This window comes from Capnocytophaga sp. ARDL2 (genome assembly GCF_041530365.1).
Classification (GTDB): Bacteria; Bacteroidota; Bacteroidia; order Flavobacteriales; family Flavobacteriaceae; genus Flavobacterium.
Genome location: NZ_CP168034.1, coordinates 1474716 through 1498662, shown reverse-complemented (window position 1 = coordinate 1498662; position 23947 = coordinate 1474716). Strand labels below are relative to the sequence as shown.

The following is a 23947-nucleotide window of genomic DNA, read 5'->3' as shown; positions in this document are numbered from 1 at the left end:
CTATGAGAACTTTAAACGAAATACAACAGGAACTAATCCAAGCGAAAGAGGCAGAACCTGCTTTGGCTGGATTGAATAGCACAAGCCACACAGCCATTTGGCGATTGTGGATATATATAGTGGCTTTTTGCATACACATACACGAACGATTGATGCATCAAAAAGAACAAGAAATAGAACGCCGTATTGCAGATACGCGTCCGCATACTCGTAAGTGGTACAGAGAAAAAGCAATGGCATATCAACACGGAGTGGAACTCTTGCCAGAGACAGACGAATACGCTCCCCTCTCCTTAGGAGAGGGGTTGGGGGATAGGATAGTAAGCAATGCCGCTGTGGTGAAAATGAACAACCATTTACGCATAAAAACGGTGAAAACCGTGGGCGATGAACTGCAACCATTATCAAGTGAAGAGTTGATTGCTTTTCAGGCGTATATGAACCAAGTGAGCGATGCAGGGACTTTTGTACTGGCGACTTCGCATGTAGCTGACGATTTGAAACTGCACCTTTCGGTATATTACAACCCTATGCTGATGAACACCCAAGGCGAACTGCTCGACGGCTCGGACACCGAACCTGTGAAAAAGGCTATCAACGGCTATTTGAAGTCCGTTGAGTTTAACGGTGCCTTTGTAGAATCACGCTTGGAACGAGCTATTGAGCGACTCCCTGCCGTGGAAATGGTAAAAGTGCAAGGTGCATGGAGCAAATACGGAAATCATTTCTATGAAGACGCCCACGCATCCAATATAGGCATCATCAACGAGGTGCGAATACCAGATGCTGGATATATGCGATTGGACGAAGAGGTTTTAACCATTGATTACATACCATTTACAGACTATGAATAATGCTATTTTTCAAGTGAATTGGCACAGATTGGTGCAACAGCTTACACCATCGTTTTTGCGAAAATCGGTACTATTGGCTTGGCTGTATGTACTCACAAAACCCATACGTAGCCAACACGAGTGGTTTTTACAGCGGTTGGAAGACCAACGCTACCGACTGAGCCACAATGGGCAGGTGTGCTACTTGCAAAAGGTACTCAACGATGCCTTTGACAATGCCCAACGCAGAATAGTCATCGAAACTATGCAACCTCATATTCAACTGTATGTGTATCATCCACAGGACGAAAAACCGCTTTATATCTATGATGATATACCTGTATATTTGTATGACGATGAGGAGGATTTTTCCCCAAACTTTATCATTAAAGTACCTACGGAACTGCAAGGGCAAGAAGAGGCCGTTAAACGGTTGACTAATTATTATAAAATCTATTCTAAAAATTATAAAATCATTTATATATGAAACGACTAAAAGTATCTGCAACAGGGTTTCCGCTGAAAACTCGTGAAATAATCAATCTACAGCGATCGTTGGATTTTTTGGAACGGGCCATAGTTGCCGACAAAAAGCACGGCGAAGTATTGAACGGTATGGTGCAAAACGCAGACGGTACTGTAGAATCGGGCATGTTTGTCTTCGATGGAAAAATCGTGCCTTATAAAAATACTGGTGCTGTGGGCAATGCTTTTCGCATACACAAACTGGAAGAAACCGATTTGTACAATACCAATAACCAACTGAGTACGGCATTGGAAGAGCTGCCGATAAATGTGAGGTATTTTGCAGAATTGGTTAATATTCCCAATGTAGATGTTACTCCTCCAATTTATGAAACTATATCAAAAAAGCGTTTGATTTACTACAAAAAACATCGAATGATAGCAAGTGGGGTGGTTGATGATTTGTTTTCTTACAACAATTCTTCTACCTCGACTACCGTTGTTCCGATTGTTTTTCCAAAGCCTATTGAGGAGCCGTATTTTATTTCTTATACTTTAAGAATTGAGGGAGCGTCTCATAATAGTTATCCCGTGTCCAAAATATTAGAATCTAATGCCAATGGTTTTTCAATAGAAATACGAGCATCTTTGGACGGAGCCGAAAGAAACGAAGTAGAATGGCAAATATTTGAAAGATAATGGCAATAGAATTACTACAAATTGGGACTAAAATAGACAGCCCTGCAAAACAACGGCTCATTGCAGAGCGTAAGATTTCGGAAAATGAAATGCTGTCGGCTACGGAAATCAACGAATGGGTATCGAAAACCAACGACATCATCAACTATCTAAATAAGGCTCTCTCGGAGTTGGAGGCTATAAAAACGCAAATGGGGGGCAACTTTAAGAGTGAATCGTTTATGGTGCATGAAAGTTGGTTTGTTCAGCAAAAACTGACCTTAACGCTCGAAAACAATCCTATTACGGAAAGCGTAAAAGTGTATTTACGAGGGGTTTTTGTAATACCAGAAGCCGTGGGGCTAAACAATAACATCTTGACGATAGATCATCAAACAGCAGGTGTCGATATAAAAGCCGATGACTTGGTGGTCGTAACATATAATTTTTAAAATGGCAAAATTAATCAGGAAAGAACAGATAGAGGGCTTGGAACAGGCGTTGAACCAAGCTAACAACAAACGAGTAACGGGGATTGCTTTTACAGGAAATACTACTAAAATATTGACCTTAACCTTTAACGATGGTAGTGTGCTTACATCTACTTTCAACGACCTGAACACTCAGTATCCTAGCTTACACAAGCACTTTTGAATACAGGTACTGATACTGCATTGCGTAGTGTATCCGCCAAAACCATTGCAGACTATATCAACGCTCGATTGTCGGCTACTATGTCGTACAAAGGGCAAAAACACACTTATGCAGGGTTGCCAAGTGTGGGCAATCAAGTGGGCGATGTGTGGAATATAATTCAAGCAAACGCAAATCCGAGGGTAAATGCTGGCGATAATGTGGCTTGGAATGGTTCGGGATGGGATGTGCTTTCGGGAACGATTGACACTTCAGCCTTTTTGACTGCTGAAACCGATCCTAAAGGTGTGGCAAGTGTGCAAGTAACAGGCGATGCTACGAAAACCATACGCATTACCTTGAGAGACAACACCGTGATTTCGGGAACATTTACCGACAAAGATACGACTTATGCTGCGGGAACTAATGCACTATTGGAGGCGGGAGCAGACACGGTCAATCGTGTGTGGAGTGCCAAAATATTGAAAAATTTTATCGACTCTATAGGGATTACAATCAATAGGCAGGTGCGAACTATTGTAAGTAGTGATATAGTTAGTGGCAGTGTAAATATCTCATTAGTTGCTTCAGGGTTTGGCCGAATAAAATATTGGTTTTCCTCAACGGCGTGATGCAACCTGCAAGTGCTGTAACCATTTCTGGTAATATTTTGAGATTGGCACAGGCAAGTTTGCCAACGCCTATTATTGTGGGTGATGAAGTAGAGATTTTCGCTTTAAAATAAAAGATTATGGCAAAGAAAATACGCAAAGAACAGGTGGATTTGCCCACTCATATACAAGGGCAATATCACTACAATTTCAACTATCTGGAAACTATCAATCAATCGTTGAATATAGGTGCGAATGTGCAGTTTAACTCTGTTAGTGGTGTGAATGCAATAAATTTCAAACAGGCATCTACATACAATGCGACTGGCTTGTGGTGGAAGAATTTGTCACAAACACAAGTGATTTCTGGGATAGGCTCTCTCTCTACAGGCGATCATTTACATTATCTGTACATGGGTTGGGGCAACTCGCCCTGGAGCGAGTCTAATTCCTTTAGAGTGTCAGAGCGAGGAATGTTTTATCAAAAATACCTCGTATATCATTCGGGTAATTTAAATCTAAATGGGCAATACGCTACCATATCGCTCAGTAATATTAGCAATAACATTTCTCAAGCCAATCGCCGAATCATTAAGCAACGAATTGGTGTAATGACAGACGGAGTTGCTAATACTTTGAATAGTACTACTACAACACAAAATGTAACTTTAACGAATACTGTTTATCCGAGAATAGAGAGAATTTGGTATGGGGGTGAGCCACCTGGAACGCTTAGGATAACTAAAACTGCCCCTGTAGATGGCGATGAGATAATTGTACACGGCAAACAATGTACGATACAAATGATGAATCATCAGGTGTATTCTCCGCACGAGCGTACTGCCCAAAATTTTGTGAGGACGAGGAATGTGAGTATAGTGGGTGATACGGTACATTGTGTCCATTTACGATTTGTAACGAATTTGAATGCGTGGGTGGTACTTTCGGCTACTACGATGTGATTTTTTTAATGAAGTGATATTAAAGGTTAAATATATAAATAAATGAAAATCAAAAAAAATAAAGGAGGATAAAAAATGTCCTCCGCTTTAAAAAACTCTGACCTTTTTTAAACGAATGCACGAAGCAACGGAGGACAAATAAGTCTTCTGTACCTGTGTGCTTTTTTATATTTACCGATGTAGGAATTGCAAAAATAATAAAAAAAGAAAAATATGTCAGAATTTAAGTATAAAGAACAACACGCTGTAATTATCAAAGTGGACAGCGAACAAGAGCAAAAAAAGTTATTTGAAAAGCTCAAACAAATGGGGTTTAAGAATTTAAAAGTAGTATCAGTATGAGCGGTGGCTCACCGCTGGCGATTATTAAAAAAATAAATTAAGAATGAAAATCAATGTAAAACACACTTGCGAGGATTTTACTTCGTTTCGAGCAGAAAAAGTAAAATCGTTATTCAATGCCGAAAGCGGACATACGTGGGAGCACACCGCCGAACTACCTATCGAGGGCGACGATTGGCAAATTGGGCTTATCGTTGGTCCCTTCGGGAAGTGGTAAAACCTCCATCGGTAAACAAATTTGGGACAACGGCATTATCAATTTGTCAGAGGGTTGGAACGAAAATCTACCCATTGTAGAGGACATCGCTCCGCACAAATCAATGAATGAAGTAACGGCGGCACTCTCGGCGGTCGGACTTGGCGATGTTCCTGCGTGGTTGCGTCCGTTTAAGGTATTGAGCAATGGGGAGCAATTCCGTGCGGGATTGGCACGGCTGATTTGCGAGGACTACGACAAAGTAATTGTTGATGAATTTACCTCTGTTGTGGACAGGCAAATTGCTAAAATTGGGGCTTCCGCTTTTGCGAAATCTTTCAGAAAAAACGGTAAAAAGCAAATCATTCTCCTATCGTGCCATTATGATATTGTAGAGTGGTTACAACCCGATTGGGTGTACGACACGCGGGAGGGTGTCTGCCGAAAAAAGTCTCAAGCCGTCCCCCTATCCAACTCGACATTTGGAAGGCGGACGGCAGTTTCTGGAAGTTTTTTAAAGAGCATTACTATTTAGATTTACCGCATCCGCCTTGTGCGGAATACTTTGTCGGCACGGTGGACGGCGAACTCGTTTGCCATTTGGCGGTAACGCCACTTTTTACAGCAAAAGCCTATCGTGCAACTCGCTTGGTAGTGATGCCCGAGTGGCAAGGGGCAGGCGTGGGTACACAATTCCTAAATTTCGTGATGCAGTACCATTTGGAGGGCAATGGACGCAAAGGGTATAAATACCATACGTTCTTTCATACCTCGCATCCGCAATTGTGTGGATACCTTAGAAATTCTAAATTATGGAGGCAAACATCGGCGAAATTACACGGTGACAACAAGCTAAGGAGTATGAAATCAATGCAACGAACGTGTAAGCCTATCGGTGGGGGTAAGAAAATGAAAGCAGGATACGGAGGGCATTTTCGTGCCGTGCAAGGGTTTAAATATTTGGGAGTCGGTACTACCGACAGCGAAAAATCAATACAAAATGAAAGAAAAATTTAAAGTTTTTATAAGCGGACAGAAGTATTTTGCGGGGGAGGTATTCCGGCTTTGTCAGCGTTTGGAAATGGAAATCGTGGGTGTGTGTTGTCCGTTAGACGACAAATATATAGGCGATTTGGCTCGACTTTGGAACGCGCCTATTATTCCTGCGGGTATGCTCAACGGCGACACGATGCTTCAATGTGATTTAGGCATTACCGCCCATTCGTTTGATTATATAGGTAAAAGAACGCGTTATATACCTCGTTTGGGTTGGCTCGGCTATCACCCAAGTTTGTTGCCTCGTCATCGTGGGCGTTCGGCAATTGAGTGGGCGATAAAGATGCACGACGCCATTACGGGCGGTACCGTATTTTGGCTCAATGCAGGGATTGATAGGGGCGATATAGCGTATCAGGATTGGTGTTTTATACCTCCTGAGTATTACCTCAACCCAAAGGAAAGGGCAACGGATTTATGGAGAGATGAATTATTGCCTATGGGTTTAAAACTCTTTGAAGTAGCTTTTAAAGATATTTTAAATGGAGTAATCAAGCGAACGCCACAGGACAAACGTTTCTCTACCTTTGAGCCGGACACCAACGTCAAAGATATTTACAAACCCGACCTGCTGATGTTGGAGCAGTTTGCAGGGGAAAGTACGTAAAAAAACACGGCTCAATTGCCGTGTTTTTATGTTTTTATATACCTTTGTGCTTGATGATGAAATCCTCAAAAAATGTACATTTCATTTTGAATTTTGGTACATTTCATTTTGCGGATTATAAAAAAACATAAATAAAATAGAAACAAAATAAAATTTCTCAAAAAAAGAAAAAACTAAAAAACTAATAGTCAACACACTAAAAAAAATAGCAAAAAAAACATGAAAATAGATTTGGAAGTTATGTTTTTTCTGTCGTATATTTGCAATCGTAAAAATCAGGCGAGGTAGCTCAGGTGGTTAGAGCGCAGGATTCATAACCCTGAGGTCACGGGTTCAAATCCCGTCCTCGCTACTATTTCTAAACCACTGCAAACAAAGGATTTAAGGCTTAAATCCTTTGTTTTTTTATGCAACTTTCTGAAATTTTAGATGCAAAAGTACACCAAAAAGTACACTTTTTTGAAATGAAAAAAAATTATTCAATTGGTTTTTATACTGGGGGGCTCGACCCCGATAAATGGATGGAATATCCTAAAGAAATGCGTGAACAGGCTCTGAAAAAACACTGGTACCTGCGCTGGAGCTTTCGTAAAGATAACCTGCTCATACGACAACCCAACATCAAAGGCAGTACCAACGGCTTTAAAACCAAAAGCGAACGAATGATGTACCTCAAAGCCTTAAAACAAGAACTCATCGAACTGCTCGAAACTGGATGGTCGCCTTATAAACAAAATCCATTACAAGCAAAAAAACAAAACATTACCATCGAAGATGCTATCGATTTTGTTATGAAATTGTGGGAAAAAACCGTAAGTCCAAGCACACTGCAAGACTACAAATCGCGTATCAATATGTTTTATAAATGGATAGGCAAAAATGGTTTTGCAAGAATGTATGTGCATACACTCACGAAAAAAGTAGTGCTTACCTATCTAAATGAGGTATTACATCGCTCGTCGCCCAAAAATAGAAACAACCAACGAGCGTGTCTGTCTTCGTTTTTCTCCACCTTGGAAGCCAACGAATACATAGAAACCAATCCGTGTGATAAAATACCTCAATTAAAGGTAAAACCCAAACGAAATAAAACCTATACGCAAAAACAAGAACAGAAAATTTTTGACTACCTTCAGCAATCAGACCCCCTGCTGTTGTTGTACTTGAAATTTATTTCTTACAACTTTTTGCGTCCGATAGAAGTGGCAAGGTTGCAAATAAAAAACATAGATTTTGACCAAAAACGATTGACCGTACAAACCAAAACCGATACCGCCAAAACCAAAATTATCCCAGATATTTTGTTTCAAGAAATCAAACACATGGAGGTTTTTCCTGCGGAATATTTTTTGTTTTCGCCCAATGGTCCGGGCTTTTGGGAAACATCGGAAGTAAACCGCAGAGACTACTGGAGCAAACGATTCAAAAAGGTAAAAGAGCATTTCAAACTGGATGAGGATTATGGTATTTACTCTTTCAGGCACACTTTTATTACCAAGCTGTACAGAGAACTGCGAAAAGAATACTCTCCCTTTGAGGTAAAAAGCCGACTAATGCTCATTACAGGACACACCACCCTTACCGCCTTGGAAAAATACCTGCGTGATATAGACGCAGAACTTCCAGAGGATTATAGCCACTTGTTGAAATAAAAATCCCTACCACGGCTCAATGGTAGGGAAAGGGTGTTAAAAATAAGATTAGATACTAACCGAGCCTATTTTTTTACTAATGTCTTTTAGAGCAAAATTCAGCGTTTTTATTTCATCTTCTGTAAAGGTGGCTGGTTTGCCGTTCACAATATTTTCATTCAGCCTTTGGTAGAACCATTGTGGCGTTTTCCCAAAATACTCTTTGGCTATATAGGAAATAGAAATAATGTTGCTAATTTCGTCTAATCGTTTTTTAGCTACTAATTTTTCTGCTTTATCTGCCGATTCTGTAATACATTCCAACATCGCATCTGCCCACGCTTGTGGGTTTTCTACTCGTAATTGGTCTGTTTCTTTTTGTATTTGTTGCTTTTCTTCAAGAGTAGTTGCTTTTGAATATCTATCTCTTAGTTCTTTTACTTTTTCAAACATAATTTTATAGTTTTAGTGAAACAAAGCCCCCTATCTGCTGAGGGCTTTTAACGCTTTTACCAATCGGTTGATTTCTTTATCTACAATTTTTTTGTAATTGGGTCGAACTCTTGTCAGCTCGTTGTAATTTTCTAAATAGTAGTCAAAATCACTTTTCAATCGCTGTCTTTCGGATTCTCTTTCTTCATCTGTCATATCTTTTCTTATTTTTAACTATACAAATATAATAACATTTTTGTAATTACACAAACTTTTTTTCAAAAAAAAAGCCCCTCCTTGGGAGGGGTTGGGGAGGCTTTAAAGCCCCTTATACTCTGTCCTGGCATCGAAGCTGGGGCATGCTTTTTTTACATTTGGAAAATCTTTATGCCCTTGGATAATGGCTTTTGGGTAGCGTTTTTTTAGCAATGTAAGTAGCTTGTGTAGGCTGAGCTTTTGCTGTGGGGTGCGATTGTCTATCGGCATACCTTTGGCATCTATACCGCCTATATAACTGATGTGTATGCTGTGGGCGTTGTGATCTGCTACGCCATTGGTAGGCTTGTCTTCGGGTTGTAATTGTACGATTTCGCCATTGGGCTTGATGATGTAATGATAGCCTGGATTTTTCCACTTGCGGTGCATACGCCAATAGCTTTGTATGCTGGCTATGGTAGTGGTCTGTGGTGTGGCTGTGCAATGCACAACAAGGTGTGTGATGTGTCGCATGGTACTTTGTAATTTTGAGATTTAAACCTCGTATCTAACGAGGCATGGATTGAGAAATTTGAAAAACTGAACTCCAATCTATAAATACACCTATAAGGAATAAAATAACCAAAATATAATTTACAATAATTTTGATTTCTTCTTTTTCTATATTTACATTTCGTCTATCATAACTTTCCAATTTGCTTTTAGATAGCTCTGCTGTAAGAAAGTAAATGACAAGCATAAAAAAGCAAATAAAATTCAAAATCAGATTATCAATTAATATATATAAAAAATCAAGCATTTTCAAATTATTTTCTTTAATCGCAAAGCAAACAGCACCAAAGCGAGTACTATACCAATAGCAACCAATGTATAACCTATTTTGGCGGTTGTTGTGAGTTGTTTGAGTTTTTGTTTTGTGTGTGTACTGTGCTGTTCCGACGCTTGCTGTTGTGATTGTTGCTCCAGTTGTTTTAGTTCTTCCTTTAGTCGTGCTTCGTTTTGCTTGAGTATATGATTTTCGTGCGTGAGCTGCTGGAGGATTTCGTTTTCCGAAACGGAGACTTCTATTTCTCTTTTGAGTGTTCCGGATTCGTAATATTCGCGTTTTTTTTCGATGCGATTTCGCTTTGCTGCCTGCGTAATACTTACGGCTTCCTGTTTGTAACTTTCTACAAAAACAGTATCTCGCACAACGACTGTTTGTGCTTCTTTTTGCTGTTTCGTTTCTTGAGACTGTACGCTAGAGGTCGCAACCGTTTGGTCGGTTTCTACTTTTTTCTTTGTACTACAGGAAAATAGCAATAAGCTATATGCAATAAGCAGTAAGCCAAATGCTGAATATTTCCAAATTTCCAAATTATCAAATTTCCTCATTTTCTTTTTTTGTAATGTTTATAATATGTGCATTTTTTTGCAATAGTGCCAACAGATTGATTTTTACTTTCATTCCTTTGGTCTCGAAATAGTTGCTAAAGCAGGATTCGAGTTCAATGCCAAAGATGACTGCCAATACAATGGCTGGCAAAAACTGACTTTCTAAATAGTCGCCAAAGGCTAATCCCAACGCCCATGCCAGGAGTAACCAACAGGTATAATCGACTATTTTGTTGCCGGTGCGTTTGATAGCTCGGCTAAAGCGTACGGTTTCGCCTCGTTTTTTGGCGGCGAGTGTGCCAAATCTCAAATCGGCTACGATGATAATAAAGGCGAGCAGGGCAAACCATTTCATCGGATATAGGTATTCTATCAGTCCGCTGAAAAGTAGTAGCCCTGTACTGTTTACAATGTTTCTTTCGGTCATAATTGTGTTTGTTTTTTGGGGTTTTATTCTATTTGCGTATTGATGCTTTTTTTACAATGATCTTTATCGATGGTGTCTAATATAAATGCGAGTATTTTACCTGTAATACTAAGAGTATCATCTCTTTGATTTTTTCCTAATACTGAGCTGACGGTCTCTTCAAAATTTCCAAACTTGTAGCCGTTGTTTTTCCGCAGGGTGTGATTGAACAAGGTGCGAAACTCATAATTTCCAAAACGGTCAAGATTGACGGCACTGCTCAAAAAATACCCCTTTGCTTTGCCATTGCCCAACAAAATAAGATAGTTGAGCAAAGACAATGGCAAAAACAAGATAAAAGCTAACAAGAATAGAAATATACTACCTATGTATCTAATAAAAATCAAAAAAACCTTCTTCATCGTTTTGAGAAATATAACGGTCCAACAATTGTTTGATGCTCACGGGGTGCTCATTTTCAAAAGTCAATTGTTTGAAATAATCATAAGCTGGCATCATCAGAAATTCGTCTCGCTGTTCTGGAGTGCGTACATCCCATTGCCCTTGTGTACCATGATCCCATTGATGCCCATCGAGAATTTCCGTATTGTCTGAATTTGGTGTATTTTCTTCATCTCCCATAGTATCATCCTGCCATTGACCAGTGTTGTTTACATCTGCATCTAATGGGACATAATTGGGATTGGGGATAGGTTGGTTGTTTTCGTCACGGATCCGAACTTTGTATTGATTACTTACTACCCACTCTTTTACAGGCACAAGCATTTGTACCTCTTCATCATCTACATGATGCTGAATGATATAAAAAAAGTTTACTGTCTTGCTATTGTCATCAGCAAGAAAACCTACAACACTCACTTTTCTTTGTAGATTGGTGAGTTTTTTATGATTGCTAATTTCTTTTGTTATCAATGCCATAATTTAAATATTTCGTACATGAATTAAAGGAAAAAATGATTGAAATTCTGTTCGTCTTGAACCAGTATAATTGGAACGATAGGACCAAACAGTATTACATTCAAGGATAAATTGTATATCAGAATTTGTATTGATATCTACCTCTTGTTTGGTTACTGTATCTATCAACACTCTACTATTCAAATCCTTTTTATCTTCTCTATACATAGAACTATAAAAATCTACATTCAGCGGTCTGTAACAAAAAGTTGTCCACCCTCTCGGAGTAGTTTCAAATACCAAAGAATTGAACATGTGAAACAATTCATTTTTTAAAGGAGAGTTTAGCCCATTGCTAAAAATATTTATCAAACCTAATAGAATTCTACTACTATCTTCTGTATAATTGGTATCACCTTTGTTTTCGCCAAATTTATACCTATTCCCTACTATCTTTAAATAAATTCTTAAAGACAAACTATTTGGTATATTGGCAGATAAATAATGATAAACATATCTTGCAAATACATCTATATTTACCACCGGAGATTTACGCACATTGATATTAAATGGTTTAGAAATCGGAGTGTGAGGAGTAGTATGAGATGTAGTACTGATCACTTGTGCAAAAACATACTCTCTACCACTCCCATGATAAAAAGACAAATCTCCTGATTCGCCATCAAAAGAAAGTTTTTTTCTAATACTTCGAGAATTGGTATAATACAAAGAAGTACCGTCTGTCTCAAAACCTCCTGCTACTGGCACAGCAGTTAGACCTTGAGTATTTAAAACAAAAAGAGGTTTGTTTCTATCTTTTTGGTCAAATACTATTATTCCTTTAATTGTACCCCCATTCAAAGACAGTTTATTATCTAAATTATTATTTATATCGGCAATTGAATTTTCAATGCCACGCAAATCTACATTTTCCAAACCTATCAATTTATCTTTCAATTCATTGGTAAAATCATTGGTTGATAAATTTTTTCCAGTTACAGCAGTTACTTTTCTGTCCAATGCTGTTTGCAAATTGCTGATATTTGCAATGGTATGCGTATGTGTAGCACTTGCCTTACTGTCCAATGCTGTTTGCAAATTGCTGATATTTGCAATGGTATGCGTATGTGTTGCACTTGCCTTACCGTCCAATGCTGTTTGCAAATTACTGATATTTGCAATGGTATGCGTATGTGTTGCACTTGCCTTACCGTCCAATGCTGTTTGCAAATTACTGATATTTGCAATGGTATGCGTATGTGTTGCACTTGCCTTACTGTCCAAGGCTGATTGCAAATTGCTGATATTTGCAATGGTATGCGTATGTGTTGCACTTGCCTTACCGTCCAATGCTGTTTGCAAATTACTGATATTTGCAATGGTATGCGTATGTGTAGCACTCGCCTTGCTGTCCAATGCTGTTTGCAATCCTGATACATCGGCGATACGGTGTGTATGGGTTTTAGGCGTACTATCTTCTACGGTTTGTTGTAGGTTTTGAATAGACTGCAAATTGGCATCTACCATTGTATATACAATATCAAAGGCATCACGGAGTTTTTTCTCAGTGATTTCGCCTTTGGTATTGTTTGGTAATAGATTGTGTATCTCCCTTTGTTTTTCTTTCATAATTTTTATGCAAATCCGTTTGAAAATCCTGTTGAAAATGCTCCTACGCTTTCGATTGCTTCTATTTCTCCTTTCAATCTATACAAGGGCGATTGAGCGGTGTAGCTGAGTTGTAGAGTACTGTCGCCTTCTACACTTTGTCCTGTGCTGAGACGGTTGGTTTGTTGTTTAGCTGGGTTGTAGAGATTGCCCACTATCCAACTTCTACCGTTGTTGTCGGGTACAATAAACACCATAGGCTCGTTGGCTGTGCTGTACATAAATATTCTGTTGGGCAACAGATGTGTAGGCAACGAAAATTCTAATGTGCTTGAAAATTTACTCACTCCAAATACACCTTTTTTCTGATTTTCTATATGTGCCGATTCGTACAACACATCAATATATTTCAGCTCACAGCCTATTTTCATCTCTATTTGATGTACATCTACTGTCATCTCTAATAGGGAATGTATCTGTGGCGATGTTTCCAACTTACGAAACCACGATGCCGGTGCGTAATAGATACGACGATACAGACCAGCATACCAGTCGTCTTGTGGGCAATATGGAAGGTCTGTGAGGTACATTTGTTTAAAATAAGCCCCCTAACCCCCCAAGGGGGAATTAGAGATTGTTGAGTATGGCAAATTTACTTCTACATAGATTGTTGAGAAACGACAGCAAAGCCCCTTCTTATCACCCTCTCCTTGGGAGAGGGCTGGGGTGAGGACTACAAAAAAAGCCCTCCTTTTTTCTTGATAATCTTTGCTCCGTTATTTTCTCTTTGAGCATAACAAGGAAATAATACCTGGTTATTTTGAAGATACACAAAGATGCGTTTTAGGAAATAGTCGGCTTCGTTGCGGTATTTGGCTCTGATGCTGTTCAAGGCTCGTACCGACAATACTACCGACTTTTGCCACGGCAGTTCTTCGTACTGATAGGCAATACCTGTGGTGAGGAATACCAACGAACCGTAATCGGCGGCATCGCTCAAGGCTCGGTTGATGATATAACCTCGGATGTATTGCTTCAAAGTTTCATCGGCAAGGAAATCATCTACACTACAAGGGGCAAAGTTTCTTTGGAAATCTTCCCAAATGCTGTTCATCAGCTGTACAAGGGTGAAATATGAGTCGATGCTGTTGTTCAAGCCGTAATAGGTATCGAATTCTTCAAAGCTAATGAGCGGAAATGATTTGTTGAAAAAATCTACTGTGGTTTTGTAATTGGCTTCCGTGCCTAATTGCTTCAAGGCTGTGGCAAGGAAAAAATCGGCTTTTTTGAGCCAACTCAATCCCAAATCTCGCACATCCCACCAAGGGGCTTTGGCGGTTTTGTTTTGCTCGAATTGGTTGATGCCATAGTTGGAAATATGCACTTTTATTTTAGGAATATCCAACACAAAAGCATACAACACCCCTGCTTTTGCGAGGTTTTGGTAAATGCTTAGTTTTTCGGTTTTGAGTTCGTCAAAGATGTTTTGCGACACCAATGGAAATATTTTGGACTGAAAACCATAGTCTAAGTCTATAAGATTGCTGTCAAAATTCTTTGGCAATCGGGTAAGGTTGAGTATTTCGTCTTTGGATAGTATCATAAGCCTCCCCTACCCCCTCCCAAGGAGGGGAATTATTTAGGGCTGTTTTTTTGGGGTTAATAAATCATTTTATTTTTCGGACAAAAAAGGAAATTATTTTTGTTGTCTTTTGTAGGCTTTAGGCTTTAAGCAATAGGCTTTCTATTATCCTAAATTGTTAATTATTTCTTTTTCTCTTTCGGATATTTCCCAAACAATAACATTTGCTTTTTCCATTGCTTTTTCCATTGCTTTGGCTACTTTATCAGACACTAAAAAACCTGAACCGAATATTTTTTTTTAAAAGGTTTTTGGCTATCCAAACCACGGCAGAACTGCACATCTTTGTTGTCTATTTCAATGTCAATCCCTTTATTCACTAAGTAGCCTATATCTCGACTTGTAACTACATTAAAAGGGTATTGATAACACGGCTTTTTAGGTTTTTCGTCTTCTTGTGCTTTCTTTATTCTACCTGCTAAATCGGTGCAACCTATTATTTTTTTATCTCCGAATAGATTGCTTACAAATGAGGTTTTTACTTTTGCTCCGTTTTCATAGATTATATCGCTATCTGTTACAATACCTGTATAATCTTGATTTGTACCGAACAAAGTAAGGTAAGGGGCAAAGAGAAAATATTTTATTTTACGAGCATTGTAAAAGCGGATGATTTCCGAAATTATAGAAAAAGGCGGATTGTCTATCACTACGCAATTGGTGTAATCTTCTTTTTGATAATCACCAGTGGGATAAAAAGGGCGAACGACTTTCAGACCTTCTATATCACATTTTTCTTTTACATAACTCAGCACCGCATCATAAACCGCTGGGGGTGTATAGCAGTCGTCTTTTGTTTTCTTTGCTTTAAATTTGTTTATAAAGTTTAAATAATCTTCGTTGTGTTCCATTGTTTTTAGAATTTAGATGATAGGCTTTAAGCAGGAAGCTAATTACTCATTACTCATTACTCACTACTAATTAATCACTTTCACTTGTCCGTTTGGATTTTTGTCTAATGTGGTGAGATTGATGTTGGGCAGTTTGGCTACAAAGTTGGGATTCCAGCCGTTCCACTTTTGTATCAATCGGAATACTTGCAAGGTGCGTGCGTGTTTGCGTGGCAATCTTGCACATAATATGGTATAGGCTTCGCGTTTGTCCGACCCTGAACCGCTCAAATTTTTTCCACCAGGTATTCCTGCTCCAAGCAACGCAGGATCTACACCCATTGAAAATAATATCTCTGAGTTTCCTGCCGATGCGTCTGGTAGAAATTCGCCACTTGCCAAGGTTTGTGGTATTTCTTCTATTTGAATTCCTTTGATAACTTCGCCTGAATTTCTATCTCTAAAAAACGGAGAAATCAACGATTTTCCACCGCCTTTGTTGCCGCTCATTTCTTCATCAATGGCGGTTGCCATTTCGTTGCGTAGGCGTTCTTTTTTCTCAGCATCGAACTCGTCCCAAACTTCTTTGCCGTATCGATGCACAAAATAATCATCGGCAATATGAATGAGATATTTGAAGTTGAACTGCTGTTCGTACATATATTTTTTAAATTCCGGAATAGATAAAACTACATCTATCCAACCGCTTTTGAATGCCGAGTGCCAACCGACAGACGGATATACTTTTTCGATAGTAAGCGTGTTGATAATAGGCATAATAAATTTGCGAATGCCTCTTTTTTTGCATTCTTCTTGTATCTCTTGCATAGAATGATACATAGAAAAACAAGGTACTTTTACAGTATTGCGTTTGTCAAATTCGGTTTCGCCCCAAGCGGTGTTGATATACACATGGTTTATCATTCCGTTTATAGGTTTCTCAAATCGGCAATCGGCGGCTTTGTGGCGTATTACCGAGATGATTTCGTTGCCATTGGGCGAGAGTAAAAATTCTGGAAAGGCAATGCCCAAGGTTTCGTAATCTACAATTACATCCGATAGTACCAACTCGAACTGCGTACGGTCAAAAAAGTCGAAAATATTAGGGGCTTCGCTGGGTATTACTTCGTGAAAGGTAGCGTCAGTTTCACCATCACGCATTTCATACACTTTGATGCCTGTACCGTAATGGGCAGAAGTGAGTATTTCCAAACCGCCCGAAGCGGCACCTACTTTTTCTATTTTTTCAAGTAGTCGTTTGGGGTATAAGTTGTCGTCTCCCCAGTTGCACCATTCTTCGGTGTCGGCATTGGTAGGAAGTAGTTTTGGAGCAGAATGCGTAGGGGCGTTTTTGCTACTGCCTGTAAATCGCACCACCGCACCGCCACTTAGGGCGTATATGTCTTGAGAGATTTTTTTCATCCTAAAACTGTTTATACAGCAAAGGTGCAGTGTTTTTTAAGGATTGAAAAGGACAAAAAAAATGCCCTACGATAGTAGGGCAAGGGTGTTAATAATAAATAGTTTCTGCTACGAAAAACTAAAAGTTTGTATTTCTTTAGACAATCTTTGCAAACCCATTTGTATTTGTTCTGCTTTTTCGTTAGAAAGTTCCATATTTGGCATAGACAACCTACGCAGATGGCTTGGATTTATACCCAAATATTTTGCTAACTCGCTTTTATTGAATAAAGAATAATATTCAAAAAAAGCATTCAAATCGATATGATATTTTATATTGGCTGTTTGTAATTGCTGTGCTTTTTCTACATCGCCTATTTCATTGAAATAATCAATAGTAAGTTCTATGATTTCAGCGTAATTATTTTTTACTTCTTCTATTGTATCGCCTACTGTACCTGCACCTGTTATTTCGGTTGAATAGGCAGAATATCCTGTGTTTGTTTTTTCTAAAATTACATTAATGGTATTCATAATTTACATTTTTAAAAAAAGTTAATAATAATATAAAAGGGGGCTTTATTTTAGCCCTGCCTCTTTTAGGATGTTTATTTCTGTGCCTTTACGAAGCTCTTTTGCTCCGTATCTTGGCACAATAACCTGTCCGCTCTTCGTAGGATGTCTATAAACATCGTGATTGGCACCGTGTCTGTACAAATACCAACCATCTTTTAAAATCCTTTTTAGAATTTCGTTTACCTTCATTTCAAAGAACTATTATTATTAACACTGCAAATATAAGAAACATTTTTGTTTCTTGTAAGTTTTCTGAAACATTTTTGTTACTTTTTTTCAAAAAAAGCCTCCTGCTTCCGATAGCTATCGGAACTGCCTACGGCTTACTACGGCAAATTGGATATAAAATACGAATCGGTGTAATGATTGTCGATAAGGTAGGCAAACTGCCAGTACAAACAATAATCTACCGTATCAGAAAAGTGCGTAGCGTGTTCTTGCGGAATTGTCGTACTTCGCTCGGAGGATTTATCCTTCTTAAAAGCATCGTTGTCTGTAAGCGGTGCGTTTTCCATTGAAATAATCAAATTGGGGCAACGGTTCTCATTAATCCTAACCTTTGGCAAATTCTCGTTCTGTTCGGATAAAATTTCATTAATCAAACGAAATTTCTCAATATGTGCAGGATTATTAGTATTCGGCGTTTTATTGATCACACGCCAACCCGCCTTGCGGAGGGCATTCTCCACATCTTCTGCCAAGGTAGTCTTGGAGTTGGCTTCTTGCTTGTAACCGCTTCGGTCGTGATACAAATGCACGATATTGCACGAATGCTTGTGAGGTTCGTAATACTCAATGAATTCTTCTACCAAATCACTTAACTTTTTGGGATTTTTTACGAAAAATTCTTTGATAAAACGAATTTCGTTCACCGAGTCTAATCGTTGTGATACTGTACCGCAGTTGATACGCCCACCGAAATCCAGATTGAACTGCAAGGGTACATTTCGCACCAAATCGGTGTCGTATTTGCAACTGGGATTGTAGCTGTCAATCATATCGCCCAAAGCATCTATATCGTCTTTGTAGGAATAATAATGCTTGGTTTTACTCAATTGAGCGTAAAAACCGTCTGCAATACCTCGAGGGCGAATGTTCATAATCTCAGCATCAAACAGCACTTGCGATAGGGCTTCTTCACGCATTTGCTCTATCCAACCATCGGTAAGGTTGTGTTTATTGACCAAAGAATTGAATTTTAAGAACGCAAACTTTTTGGGGTTCTTCCTGGCTTTTTCTTCCCTATCGGTAAACCATTTGCCTTTTTCTGTCATTGCTACTGATGAAGTGAAAATCGTGGCATTGAGCATTGATTTATTTTTGAATTGCGGTTTTACGGCACGGTTGGTTGTAAGCACATTGTTGTACAATCGCTCGTAGGTGAGCAGAGCCGCCTCGTCGCCCATTACCCAGTATGAGTTGAGACCACGCCCAGAATTGGGATTATCCAAAGAAACCATTACAGCAATTGCACCATTACGAAAGTGTATCACATTACTCCACGAATCAGGTGCCTGGAATGGCATCTCAAACCCCTCTTTTTGTCCGCACCTACCTACGATGTAATCTATACCTTCGTACAAGCCAAACATTTCCATACCCTCTTTGGTAGAGGGCAAGGTACGCGTTTTTATTTGCACGAAAGTTTCGCCCACGATGACTCCAGTACTGCGAGGCATTTGCCTTACGGCTTCTTTTATAAACCAACCCAAAATGGTAGATTTTCCAGCGGCACGCCCTGCCTCTACGCTGACGTTTTTGATACCATATTTCTGATTTGCCAATATGGCGGTCATCTGCATAAGGTTCAGCTCTATTTTTTTGATAGGTTTTATTAGGTTGCTGATTTCTCTTTTAATCTTGCTCATCTTCGTCGGTTTGGATTTGCTCTTTAAATTCTACATCTTCTACATTTAGATTGTTGAAATCTAACACACCGCCCTCAAACATTTCTGCGAGTTTTGGATATGCCCAACGCACCAATTGTATGCGGTATTCGTGAGCTTGAATTTTGTTTGGATCTACTTGGTTTTCGCTTTCATCAAAGTTGAACAACGAGCGGTATTCTTTCAGGGCCTTGATTTCTACTGCCAATTCGCCTTGTTGTTTGGCTCGTTGGTAGGTATCCCACAGAGCTTCTTTCAGCACTTGTTTTTCGGCTGCGAGGTATGTAGCATCGAGGTTGCCAAATATTTGCATTGCCCAGTTATAATCACGGTAGGCAGTGGCTTGGCTAATTTTGTGTTCTCTCATCAAGATTTGTATAATCTGATGGGGCGAATATTTATCATTGAGTCGCAACCCCCAAGCGTGTGCAAGGCGGTTTTTGATAAGCTGTTGTTTCTCAGTAAGTACCACAGCATTTTCGTCTAAATAGCTGGCTTGTATTTTGGCTAAACTGCTGTCTTTGGTTTGTTTTATTAGTTCCATACAGCAAAGTTGCAGTGTTTTTTTAGTAGTGAAAAGGACAAAAAAGCCCTACCGAAAAGGCAGGGCATAAGTATTCAGAAATTAATAAAAGATGTAAATAATTAATAAAACTGAATAGATTTTAATTCATCTGCAAATTTATGTAAAGCGGTTTGAATTTTTTGTGTAGTAGCCAAACTTGGATTTCTTACTCCTTGTATGTAATGACTCAATTGTGCTTTGTTTATACCTGTCAATTTTCCTAATCCTGACAAGGTAATATATTGATTGTAATACTCTAAAAATGAAGTAGTATCATAATCAAACACCACTGAAAACAATGGAAAATCTTTATTTTCTTCTTCATAAATCTCTTGCATTTCTTCTATTGAAATATAAAAATCTTCTTTTGCTTCTTCTATGGTTGCACCTGTACCCAACAATCCAAATGGTAACGGATTATTTTTTACATAGATGCTATACATTCCATCTTTACCCTTTTCTATAAATGCTCTTATTTCCATATTTTTTTATTTTTTATATTCAGGGGTTAAAATTTTACCCCTGAATCTTCTTCAATACTTTTTAATGTTCCTGTTGCAACTTCTTGGTTTTCGTGCCTACTTGTTGGAAAAGTTCTACCTGTAATAGGGCTGTACCATTATGGATGCCTTTTGCCTTGCTTTTTTAGATAACATCCTGCCTTTTCAATTTTCGGTGCAGTTCTGAATACTTCATATTGTTTTATTTATTATTTACATTACAAAGATAATGATATTTTTTTGAATACCAAAATATTTTTACAACTTTTTTCATTTTTTTTCAAAAAAAGCCCCACCTTGGGAGGGGTTGGGGAGGAATAAAAAAATGCCCTACGATTGTAGGGCAAGGATGTTAAAAAATTAAATAAGTATCAAAATGAAAAACTTATGCTTTGAAATTGTCTGCGGTTTTGCGTATTCTTTCCGAAAGGTCGTACAATGCTCCTTTGAATTGTTGTGCTTCTTCTTCGGTAAAACCTCCTTTTCCGCCATTGCCATCTATTTCAGAAAGTTTGTTGTGAATCCAAGAAACAGATTTACCAAAATATTTTGATGATATTTTTGACCACGATATATCTACTATAATATCTTGTAATTGCTCTTTGTACGATGCTTTTTGATTGATTGTGATTTCCATAAATATTATTTTTTTTGAAACACCGCCCTTGTCGAGCGGTATTGTTGTTTTACTCATTATTGCCCTCCATTATCTTGTCAAATAAGTACCTTGCTTCAAATTCTAAAGTTAATGACGGATTGTGTCTTGATTTTAAATAATCTCTGATAGCTTCTATCAGTTCTCTTTCACTTTTGGTTAATTTCATTTTTGATACTTTTAAAATTTTAACAATACAAATATACTGTAAATTTTTACAATATACGAAATTCTCAACAACTTTTTTTTCATTTTTTTCAAAAAAAAAGCCCTACGATTGTAGGGCGATACAGCATTCAGATAGTTATAAGTGTTAATTTAAACGAAATGAAGTTGCTGTAATTCTTTACCAAATTCTTGAATTTTGGTTTGTATTTTTAGAGCGGTTTTTTCACTTGGGTTTCTGTATCCATTCAGATAGTGGCTCAATTGCCCTTGATTGATACCTGTAAGCCTTGAAAGCCCAGCCAATGATATAAACCCACTATAATAATTTAAAAAGGAAGGTACATCGTAATGATAAGAAAATTCTGCTTCTACAAATGGAATTCCTTCTTCTTCGTGAATTTTCTTCATATCAAGATAAGACAATTCAAAATCTTTTATAGCTTCTTCCACTGTAGAACCATCACCGTGAATACCATAATTTAGCGTTTCATCTTCTAAATCTACATAAACGCCATAACTCCCATCATTGCCTCTTTCTATAAATGCTTTTACTCTATTCATAATCTTTATTTTTTGTTTGGGGGCTAAATTTTAACCCCCGATTGTTTACTAATAGACTTTAATGTTTTTATTTTAACCTCTTCCGACTTATGGTTACTTGTTCTAAACTTTTGTCCTGTTATCGGACTAAACCATACTGGATGACCATTTGCTTGCTTTCCTGTGTCATAACAACCATTTTTCCGGAGCAATCTTTCTAATTCTGAATACTTCATCTTTTACCTCGTTTAAATTAACATTACAAAGATATTGATATTAATATTAATATCAAAATATTTTTACAACTTTTTTTCATCTTTTTTCAAAAAAAAATGCCCTACGATTGTAGGGCGGTGAGATTAATTACCTAAAAAATATTTTTTACTTTCAGCATCAGAATAGCTATGATGATATTTAATACCTTCCCGATACCAAAAACAACAATTCTTCGCCAAAGGCATCGGCTCGTAATTGGGCGATGTTGTCGGCTACATAATTGATTACCCCACTATTTTCTATGGCTGTATCCAAAAAGGGTGTGGCTTTCAATCGATAATAATGGGCTGCATAATGGTAGGTTGTAGCTTTGGGTTTGGTACGATTACGCACACCGCCTTTTCGGGTAGTGTCTATTCCAAAATGATGTACAAAGCCGTGCCGTGCCATTTGTATCGATAGCGAACGCATATATATTTTCTGATTGCCGTCTCGCTTTTTGCCATATCGCTTTACTTTGGCTTTGGCTACAGCATCTTTTATAGACTTGTTACCAGCAGGGCGGTTGTAATGGTCGGCAAATCGCTGGGTTTGATGTTGCAGTGCCTGTGTAAGCATCTTTTCTGATTGCTTGGCTATGTCGAGTTCTGAACGGTATTCCATGGGCTTCGCATTTAGAGATTGAGAGATTTAGAAATTTAGAAATTTTCAAATTTCCAAATTTCCAAATTTTCACATTAGCAAATTTTCTCCACATCTTTCCAATCGTTGGGGTCGAGTTTTAGGCTTTGGCGGTTTTTGAGCTTAAAGGCTACTTCTACACCAAACAATCCTACACCTTCCAATTCTATAGGGCGTACTTCTATGCTGTTTTTTAGCAGGGCGTTGTAGAGAAAATGTGTTTTATCGTTGTGGTCGTATCGCAATCGTGCGATTACTTTCCAGGCTATGGTTTCGGCTTGGTCTATGGCTTGGTATTGAGCTTCGTAATCGTCGGCTGGTACATTGCCTATCAATATTCCAAAATTCATCGAACGCACGGCTACGCTGTTTAGCTCTTCGCCCTCTATGCCGATGCTGTATCCAAATAGCGAAAGGCACGGATAGGTCACACCATCGTAGCTACCTTGTTTGCTGTGCAGTTCTCTGGCAAAATAGCCTGTGTAATCGTTGATGTCTTGCGACTGCTCTACTATGTGAGCAAAATACTGTTTTAGTTGGTTGTATGAGGTCATTTTTCCTGCTGTTTATGTATTTTTCTACTTTCTAAAAAGGCACTAAAGAAATCGTACAATAGTGTTTTTTTGCATTCGTTTAGGTTGCCCAGCAATCGGAGTTCGTCGGCAGCCATTATCACAATAATTTGCGAAAAGGGTGTGTGTTGCTGTTTTTTGCCAAACACTGGTGCATCGTCTGCCGGAAGGGTTTTGGGTTTGAAAATCGACGGATAGCTGTCGGCTATATACAATTTTATACAAAAAAATATAAAGGCTATGCGTTGCAATTCTTTCACTGGTAGCAGGTCTGTGTTTTTGGCTACTTGTGGCAATAGCTGTTTGTCAAATCCTTTGCCAGGTAGGCGATATATACAGGCTACGAGTTGGCGTAAGTGCCTCACCCCAGCCCTCTCCAAAGGAAAGGGAGCGTTCCCCTCTTCGGGAGGGGTTAGGGGAGGCAGGTATCTATGATACAGCGTATCGCAAAGTGCGTACTGCTCTATGGTAATATCGCCCATGCGTGGGGCGGGAGCTTGTAATCCTTTGATGTGAGGAAACTCGTAGAGTGTGGGTTTTTCGTTGAGAAATTGCAACTGCTCTACAAGGTTGCTAATGGGGGTATTTCGCAGGGTTTTACGCATGCGATAATAGTCGAACCAAGTATTTTTTTTCATCAACAAGGCACGGATGAGTGAGAGCATTTGCTGTTGTTCGTCGGTTTCGTGATGCAAGGCGTGTATGATTTCGCGTTGCTGGTGTGGGGTAAGGTCGTTCCAAGTCATA

36 protein-coding genes and 1 tRNA gene are annotated in these 23947 nt (G+C 38.7%); 14 read left to right on the top strand and 23 right to left on the bottom strand.

Features of this window, described 5'->3' with window-relative positions; translation table 11 throughout:
- The first annotated feature begins 2 nt into the window (after positions 1 to 2).
- From AB4865_RS07585 to AB4865_RS07520, 14 genes are all read left to right on the top strand, one after another.
- The gene (locus AB4865_RS07585) at positions 3 to 854 is read left to right on the top strand and encodes a hypothetical protein (RefSeq protein ID WP_372472674.1); all 852 of its coding nucleotides are present in this window, start codon (positions 3 to 5) and stop codon (positions 852 to 854) included.
- Positions 847 to 1320, top strand: a complete 474-nt coding sequence (locus AB4865_RS07580; RefSeq protein WP_372472673.1) for a hypothetical protein — start codon at positions 847 to 849, stop codon at positions 1318 to 1320. Before AB4865_RS07585 ends, AB4865_RS07580 begins: the two co-directional genes overlap by 8 nt.
- Positions 1317 to 1997 (top strand): hypothetical protein, encoded by a 681-nt coding sequence (locus AB4865_RS07575; protein WP_372472672.1) that lies wholly within the window; start codon positions 1317 to 1319, stop codon positions 1995 to 1997. The genes AB4865_RS07580 and AB4865_RS07575 overlap by 4 nt, the downstream gene beginning before the upstream one ends.
- Positions 1997 to 2428, top strand: coding sequence for a hypothetical protein (locus AB4865_RS07570; protein ID WP_372472671.1), 432 nt, complete (start codon positions 1997 to 1999; stop codon positions 2426 to 2428). Before AB4865_RS07575 ends, AB4865_RS07570 begins: the two co-directional genes overlap by 1 nt.
- A 1-nt stretch (position 2429) precedes the next feature.
- Positions 2430 to 2630 (top strand): hypothetical protein, encoded by a 201-nt coding sequence (locus AB4865_RS07565; protein ID WP_372472670.1) that lies wholly within the window; start codon positions 2430 to 2432, stop codon positions 2628 to 2630.
- Positions 2627 to 3241 (top strand): hypothetical protein, encoded by a 615-nt coding sequence (locus AB4865_RS07560; protein ID WP_372472669.1) that lies wholly within the window; start codon positions 2627 to 2629, stop codon positions 3239 to 3241. Before AB4865_RS07565 ends, AB4865_RS07560 begins: the two co-directional genes overlap by 4 nt.
- 119 nt (positions 3242 to 3360) lie before the next feature.
- Positions 3361 to 4182: a hypothetical protein gene (locus AB4865_RS07555; protein ID WP_372472668.1), complete on the top strand. Its 822-nt coding sequence runs from the start codon at positions 3361 to 3363 to the stop codon at positions 4180 to 4182.
- 213 nt (positions 4183 to 4395) lie between these two features.
- On the top strand, positions 4396 to 4524 hold the full coding sequence (locus AB4865_RS07550; protein ID WP_372472667.1) for a hypothetical protein: 129 nt from the start codon (positions 4396 to 4398) through the stop codon (positions 4522 to 4524).
- Positions 4525 to 4567: 43 nt separating this feature from the next.
- A complete protein-coding gene (locus tag AB4865_RS07545; RefSeq protein ID WP_372472666.1) occupies positions 4568 to 4741 on the top strand; it encodes a hypothetical protein in 174 nt (57 codons plus the stop codon).
- Positions 4707 to 5255 (top strand): hypothetical protein, encoded by a 549-nt coding sequence (locus tag AB4865_RS07540; protein WP_372472665.1) that lies wholly within the window; start codon positions 4707 to 4709, stop codon positions 5253 to 5255. The genes AB4865_RS07545 and AB4865_RS07540 overlap by 35 nt, the downstream gene beginning before the upstream one ends.
- Complete coding sequence (locus tag AB4865_RS07535) at positions 5159 to 5737, top strand: GNAT family N-acetyltransferase (protein WP_372474893.1); 579 nt, start codon at positions 5159 to 5161, stop codon at positions 5735 to 5737. Before AB4865_RS07540 ends, AB4865_RS07535 begins: the two co-directional genes overlap by 97 nt.
- Entirely contained in the window at positions 5721 to 6383 is a 663-nt protein-coding gene (locus AB4865_RS07530) for a formyltransferase family protein (protein WP_372472664.1), read from the top strand. The genes AB4865_RS07535 and AB4865_RS07530 overlap by 17 nt, the downstream gene beginning before the upstream one ends.
- Positions 6384 to 6661: 278 nt before the next feature.
- Positions 6662 to 6735, top strand: a tRNA-Met gene (locus tag AB4865_RS07525).
- A 112-nt stretch (positions 6736 to 6847) separates the two neighbouring features.
- Positions 6848 to 8035: a tyrosine-type recombinase/integrase gene (locus AB4865_RS07520; protein WP_372472663.1), complete on the top strand. Its 1188-nt coding sequence runs from the start codon at positions 6848 to 6850 to the stop codon at positions 8033 to 8035.
- A 48-nt stretch (positions 8036 to 8083) separates the two neighbouring features.
- Here the strand turns inward: AB4865_RS07520 and AB4865_RS07515 are convergent, their stop codons facing one another.
- The 23 genes from AB4865_RS07515 to AB4865_RS07405 all read right to left on the bottom strand — a co-directional run bounded on the left by AB4865_RS07515 (position 8084) and on the right by AB4865_RS07405 (position 23946).
- Complete coding sequence (locus AB4865_RS07515) at positions 8084 to 8467, bottom strand: DUF5053 domain-containing protein (protein WP_372472662.1); 384 nt, start codon at positions 8465 to 8467, stop codon at positions 8084 to 8086.
- Positions 8468 to 8497: 30 nt separating this feature from the next.
- Complete coding sequence (locus tag AB4865_RS07510; RefSeq protein ID WP_372472661.1) at positions 8498 to 8662, bottom strand: hypothetical protein; 165 nt, start codon at positions 8660 to 8662, stop codon at positions 8498 to 8500.
- Between the two features lie 102 nt (positions 8663 to 8764).
- On the bottom strand, positions 8765 to 9175 hold the full coding sequence (locus AB4865_RS07505) for an N-acetylmuramoyl-L-alanine amidase (RefSeq protein ID WP_372472660.1): 411 nt from the start codon (positions 9173 to 9175) through the stop codon (positions 8765 to 8767).
- A 288-nt stretch (positions 9176 to 9463) separates the two neighbouring features.
- A complete protein-coding gene (locus tag AB4865_RS07500; RefSeq protein WP_372472659.1) occupies positions 9464 to 10036 on the bottom strand; it encodes a hypothetical protein in 573 nt (190 codons plus the stop codon).
- A complete protein-coding gene (locus AB4865_RS07495) occupies positions 10023 to 10463 on the bottom strand; it encodes a hypothetical protein (protein WP_372472658.1) in 441 nt (146 codons plus the stop codon). The genes AB4865_RS07500 and AB4865_RS07495 overlap by 14 nt, the downstream gene beginning before the upstream one ends.
- 23 nt (positions 10464 to 10486) lie before the next feature.
- Positions 10487 to 10864: a hypothetical protein gene (locus AB4865_RS07490; protein ID WP_372472657.1), complete on the bottom strand. Its 378-nt coding sequence runs from the start codon at positions 10862 to 10864 to the stop codon at positions 10487 to 10489.
- Positions 10836 to 11381 carry a hypothetical protein gene (locus AB4865_RS07485; RefSeq protein ID WP_372472656.1) on the bottom strand — a complete coding sequence of 182 codons (546 nt, stop codon included), beginning with the start codon at positions 11379 to 11381 and terminating at the stop codon, positions 10836 to 10838. The genes AB4865_RS07490 and AB4865_RS07485 overlap by 29 nt, the downstream gene beginning before the upstream one ends.
- Positions 11382 to 11384: 3 nt before the next feature.
- Positions 11385 to 12989, bottom strand: coding sequence for a hypothetical protein (locus tag AB4865_RS07480; protein WP_372472655.1), 1605 nt, complete (start codon positions 12987 to 12989; stop codon positions 11385 to 11387).
- A 5-nt stretch (positions 12990 to 12994) separates the two neighbouring features.
- Positions 12995 to 13558 (bottom strand): hypothetical protein, encoded by a 564-nt coding sequence (locus AB4865_RS07475; protein WP_372472654.1) that lies wholly within the window; start codon positions 13556 to 13558, stop codon positions 12995 to 12997.
- 143 nt (positions 13559 to 13701) lie between these two features.
- Positions 13702 to 14571, bottom strand: a complete 870-nt coding sequence (locus AB4865_RS07470) for a hypothetical protein (protein ID WP_372472653.1) — start codon at positions 14569 to 14571, stop codon at positions 13702 to 13704.
- 251 nt (positions 14572 to 14822) lie between these two features.
- Positions 14823 to 15461 carry a chromosome partitioning protein ParB gene (locus AB4865_RS07465; RefSeq protein WP_372472652.1) on the bottom strand — a complete coding sequence of 213 codons (639 nt, stop codon included), beginning with the start codon at positions 15459 to 15461 and terminating at the stop codon, positions 14823 to 14825.
- A gap of 66 nt (positions 15462 to 15527) precedes the next feature.
- A complete protein-coding gene (locus tag AB4865_RS07460; RefSeq protein WP_372472651.1) occupies positions 15528 to 16862 on the bottom strand; it encodes a hypothetical protein in 1335 nt (444 codons plus the stop codon).
- 108 nt (positions 16863 to 16970) lie between these two features.
- Entirely contained in the window at positions 16971 to 17375 is a 405-nt protein-coding gene (locus AB4865_RS07455; RefSeq protein ID WP_372472650.1) for a type II toxin-antitoxin system HicB family antitoxin, read from the bottom strand.
- Positions 17376 to 17420: 45 nt separating this feature from the next.
- On the bottom strand, positions 17421 to 17606 hold the full coding sequence (locus AB4865_RS07450) for a type II toxin-antitoxin system HicA family toxin (protein WP_372472649.1): 186 nt from the start codon (positions 17604 to 17606) through the stop codon (positions 17421 to 17423).
- Positions 17607 to 17743: 137 nt separating this feature from the next.
- Complete coding sequence (locus tag AB4865_RS07445) at positions 17744 to 19285, bottom strand: hypothetical protein (protein WP_372472648.1); 1542 nt, start codon at positions 19283 to 19285, stop codon at positions 17744 to 17746.
- Positions 19272 to 19847 carry a hypothetical protein gene (locus tag AB4865_RS07440; RefSeq protein ID WP_372472647.1) on the bottom strand — a complete coding sequence of 192 codons (576 nt, stop codon included), beginning with the start codon at positions 19845 to 19847 and terminating at the stop codon, positions 19272 to 19274. Before AB4865_RS07440 ends, AB4865_RS07445 begins: the two co-directional genes overlap by 14 nt.
- Positions 19848 to 19948: 101 nt before the next feature.
- The gene (locus tag AB4865_RS07435) at positions 19949 to 20350 is read right to left on the bottom strand and encodes a helix-turn-helix domain-containing protein (protein ID WP_372472646.1); all 402 of its coding nucleotides are present in this window, start codon (positions 20348 to 20350) and stop codon (positions 19949 to 19951) included.
- Positions 20351 to 20753: 403 nt separating this feature from the next.
- The gene (locus AB4865_RS07430; RefSeq protein ID WP_372472645.1) at positions 20754 to 21005 is read right to left on the bottom strand and encodes a DUF5053 domain-containing protein; all 252 of its coding nucleotides are present in this window, start codon (positions 21003 to 21005) and stop codon (positions 20754 to 20756) included.
- A gap of 336 nt (positions 21006 to 21341) precedes the next feature.
- Positions 21342 to 21752, bottom strand: coding sequence for a helix-turn-helix domain-containing protein (locus AB4865_RS07425; protein WP_372472644.1), 411 nt, complete (start codon positions 21750 to 21752; stop codon positions 21342 to 21344).
- A 23-nt stretch (positions 21753 to 21775) separates the two neighbouring features.
- Positions 21776 to 21967: a type II toxin-antitoxin system HicA family toxin gene (locus AB4865_RS07420; protein ID WP_372472643.1), complete on the bottom strand. Its 192-nt coding sequence runs from the start codon at positions 21965 to 21967 to the stop codon at positions 21776 to 21778.
- A 178-nt stretch (positions 21968 to 22145) separates the two neighbouring features.
- Positions 22146 to 22610: a hypothetical protein gene (locus AB4865_RS07415; protein ID WP_372472642.1), complete on the bottom strand. Its 465-nt coding sequence runs from the start codon at positions 22608 to 22610 to the stop codon at positions 22146 to 22148.
- Between the two features lie 74 nt (positions 22611 to 22684).
- The gene (locus AB4865_RS07410) at positions 22685 to 23182 is read right to left on the bottom strand and encodes a hypothetical protein (RefSeq protein ID WP_372472641.1); all 498 of its coding nucleotides are present in this window, start codon (positions 23180 to 23182) and stop codon (positions 22685 to 22687) included.
- The gene (locus tag AB4865_RS07405) at positions 23179 to 23946 is read right to left on the bottom strand and encodes a hypothetical protein (RefSeq protein ID WP_372472640.1); all 768 of its coding nucleotides are present in this window, start codon (positions 23944 to 23946) and stop codon (positions 23179 to 23181) included. Before AB4865_RS07405 ends, AB4865_RS07410 begins: the two co-directional genes overlap by 4 nt.
- Between the last annotated feature and the right edge of the window lies 1 nt (position 23947).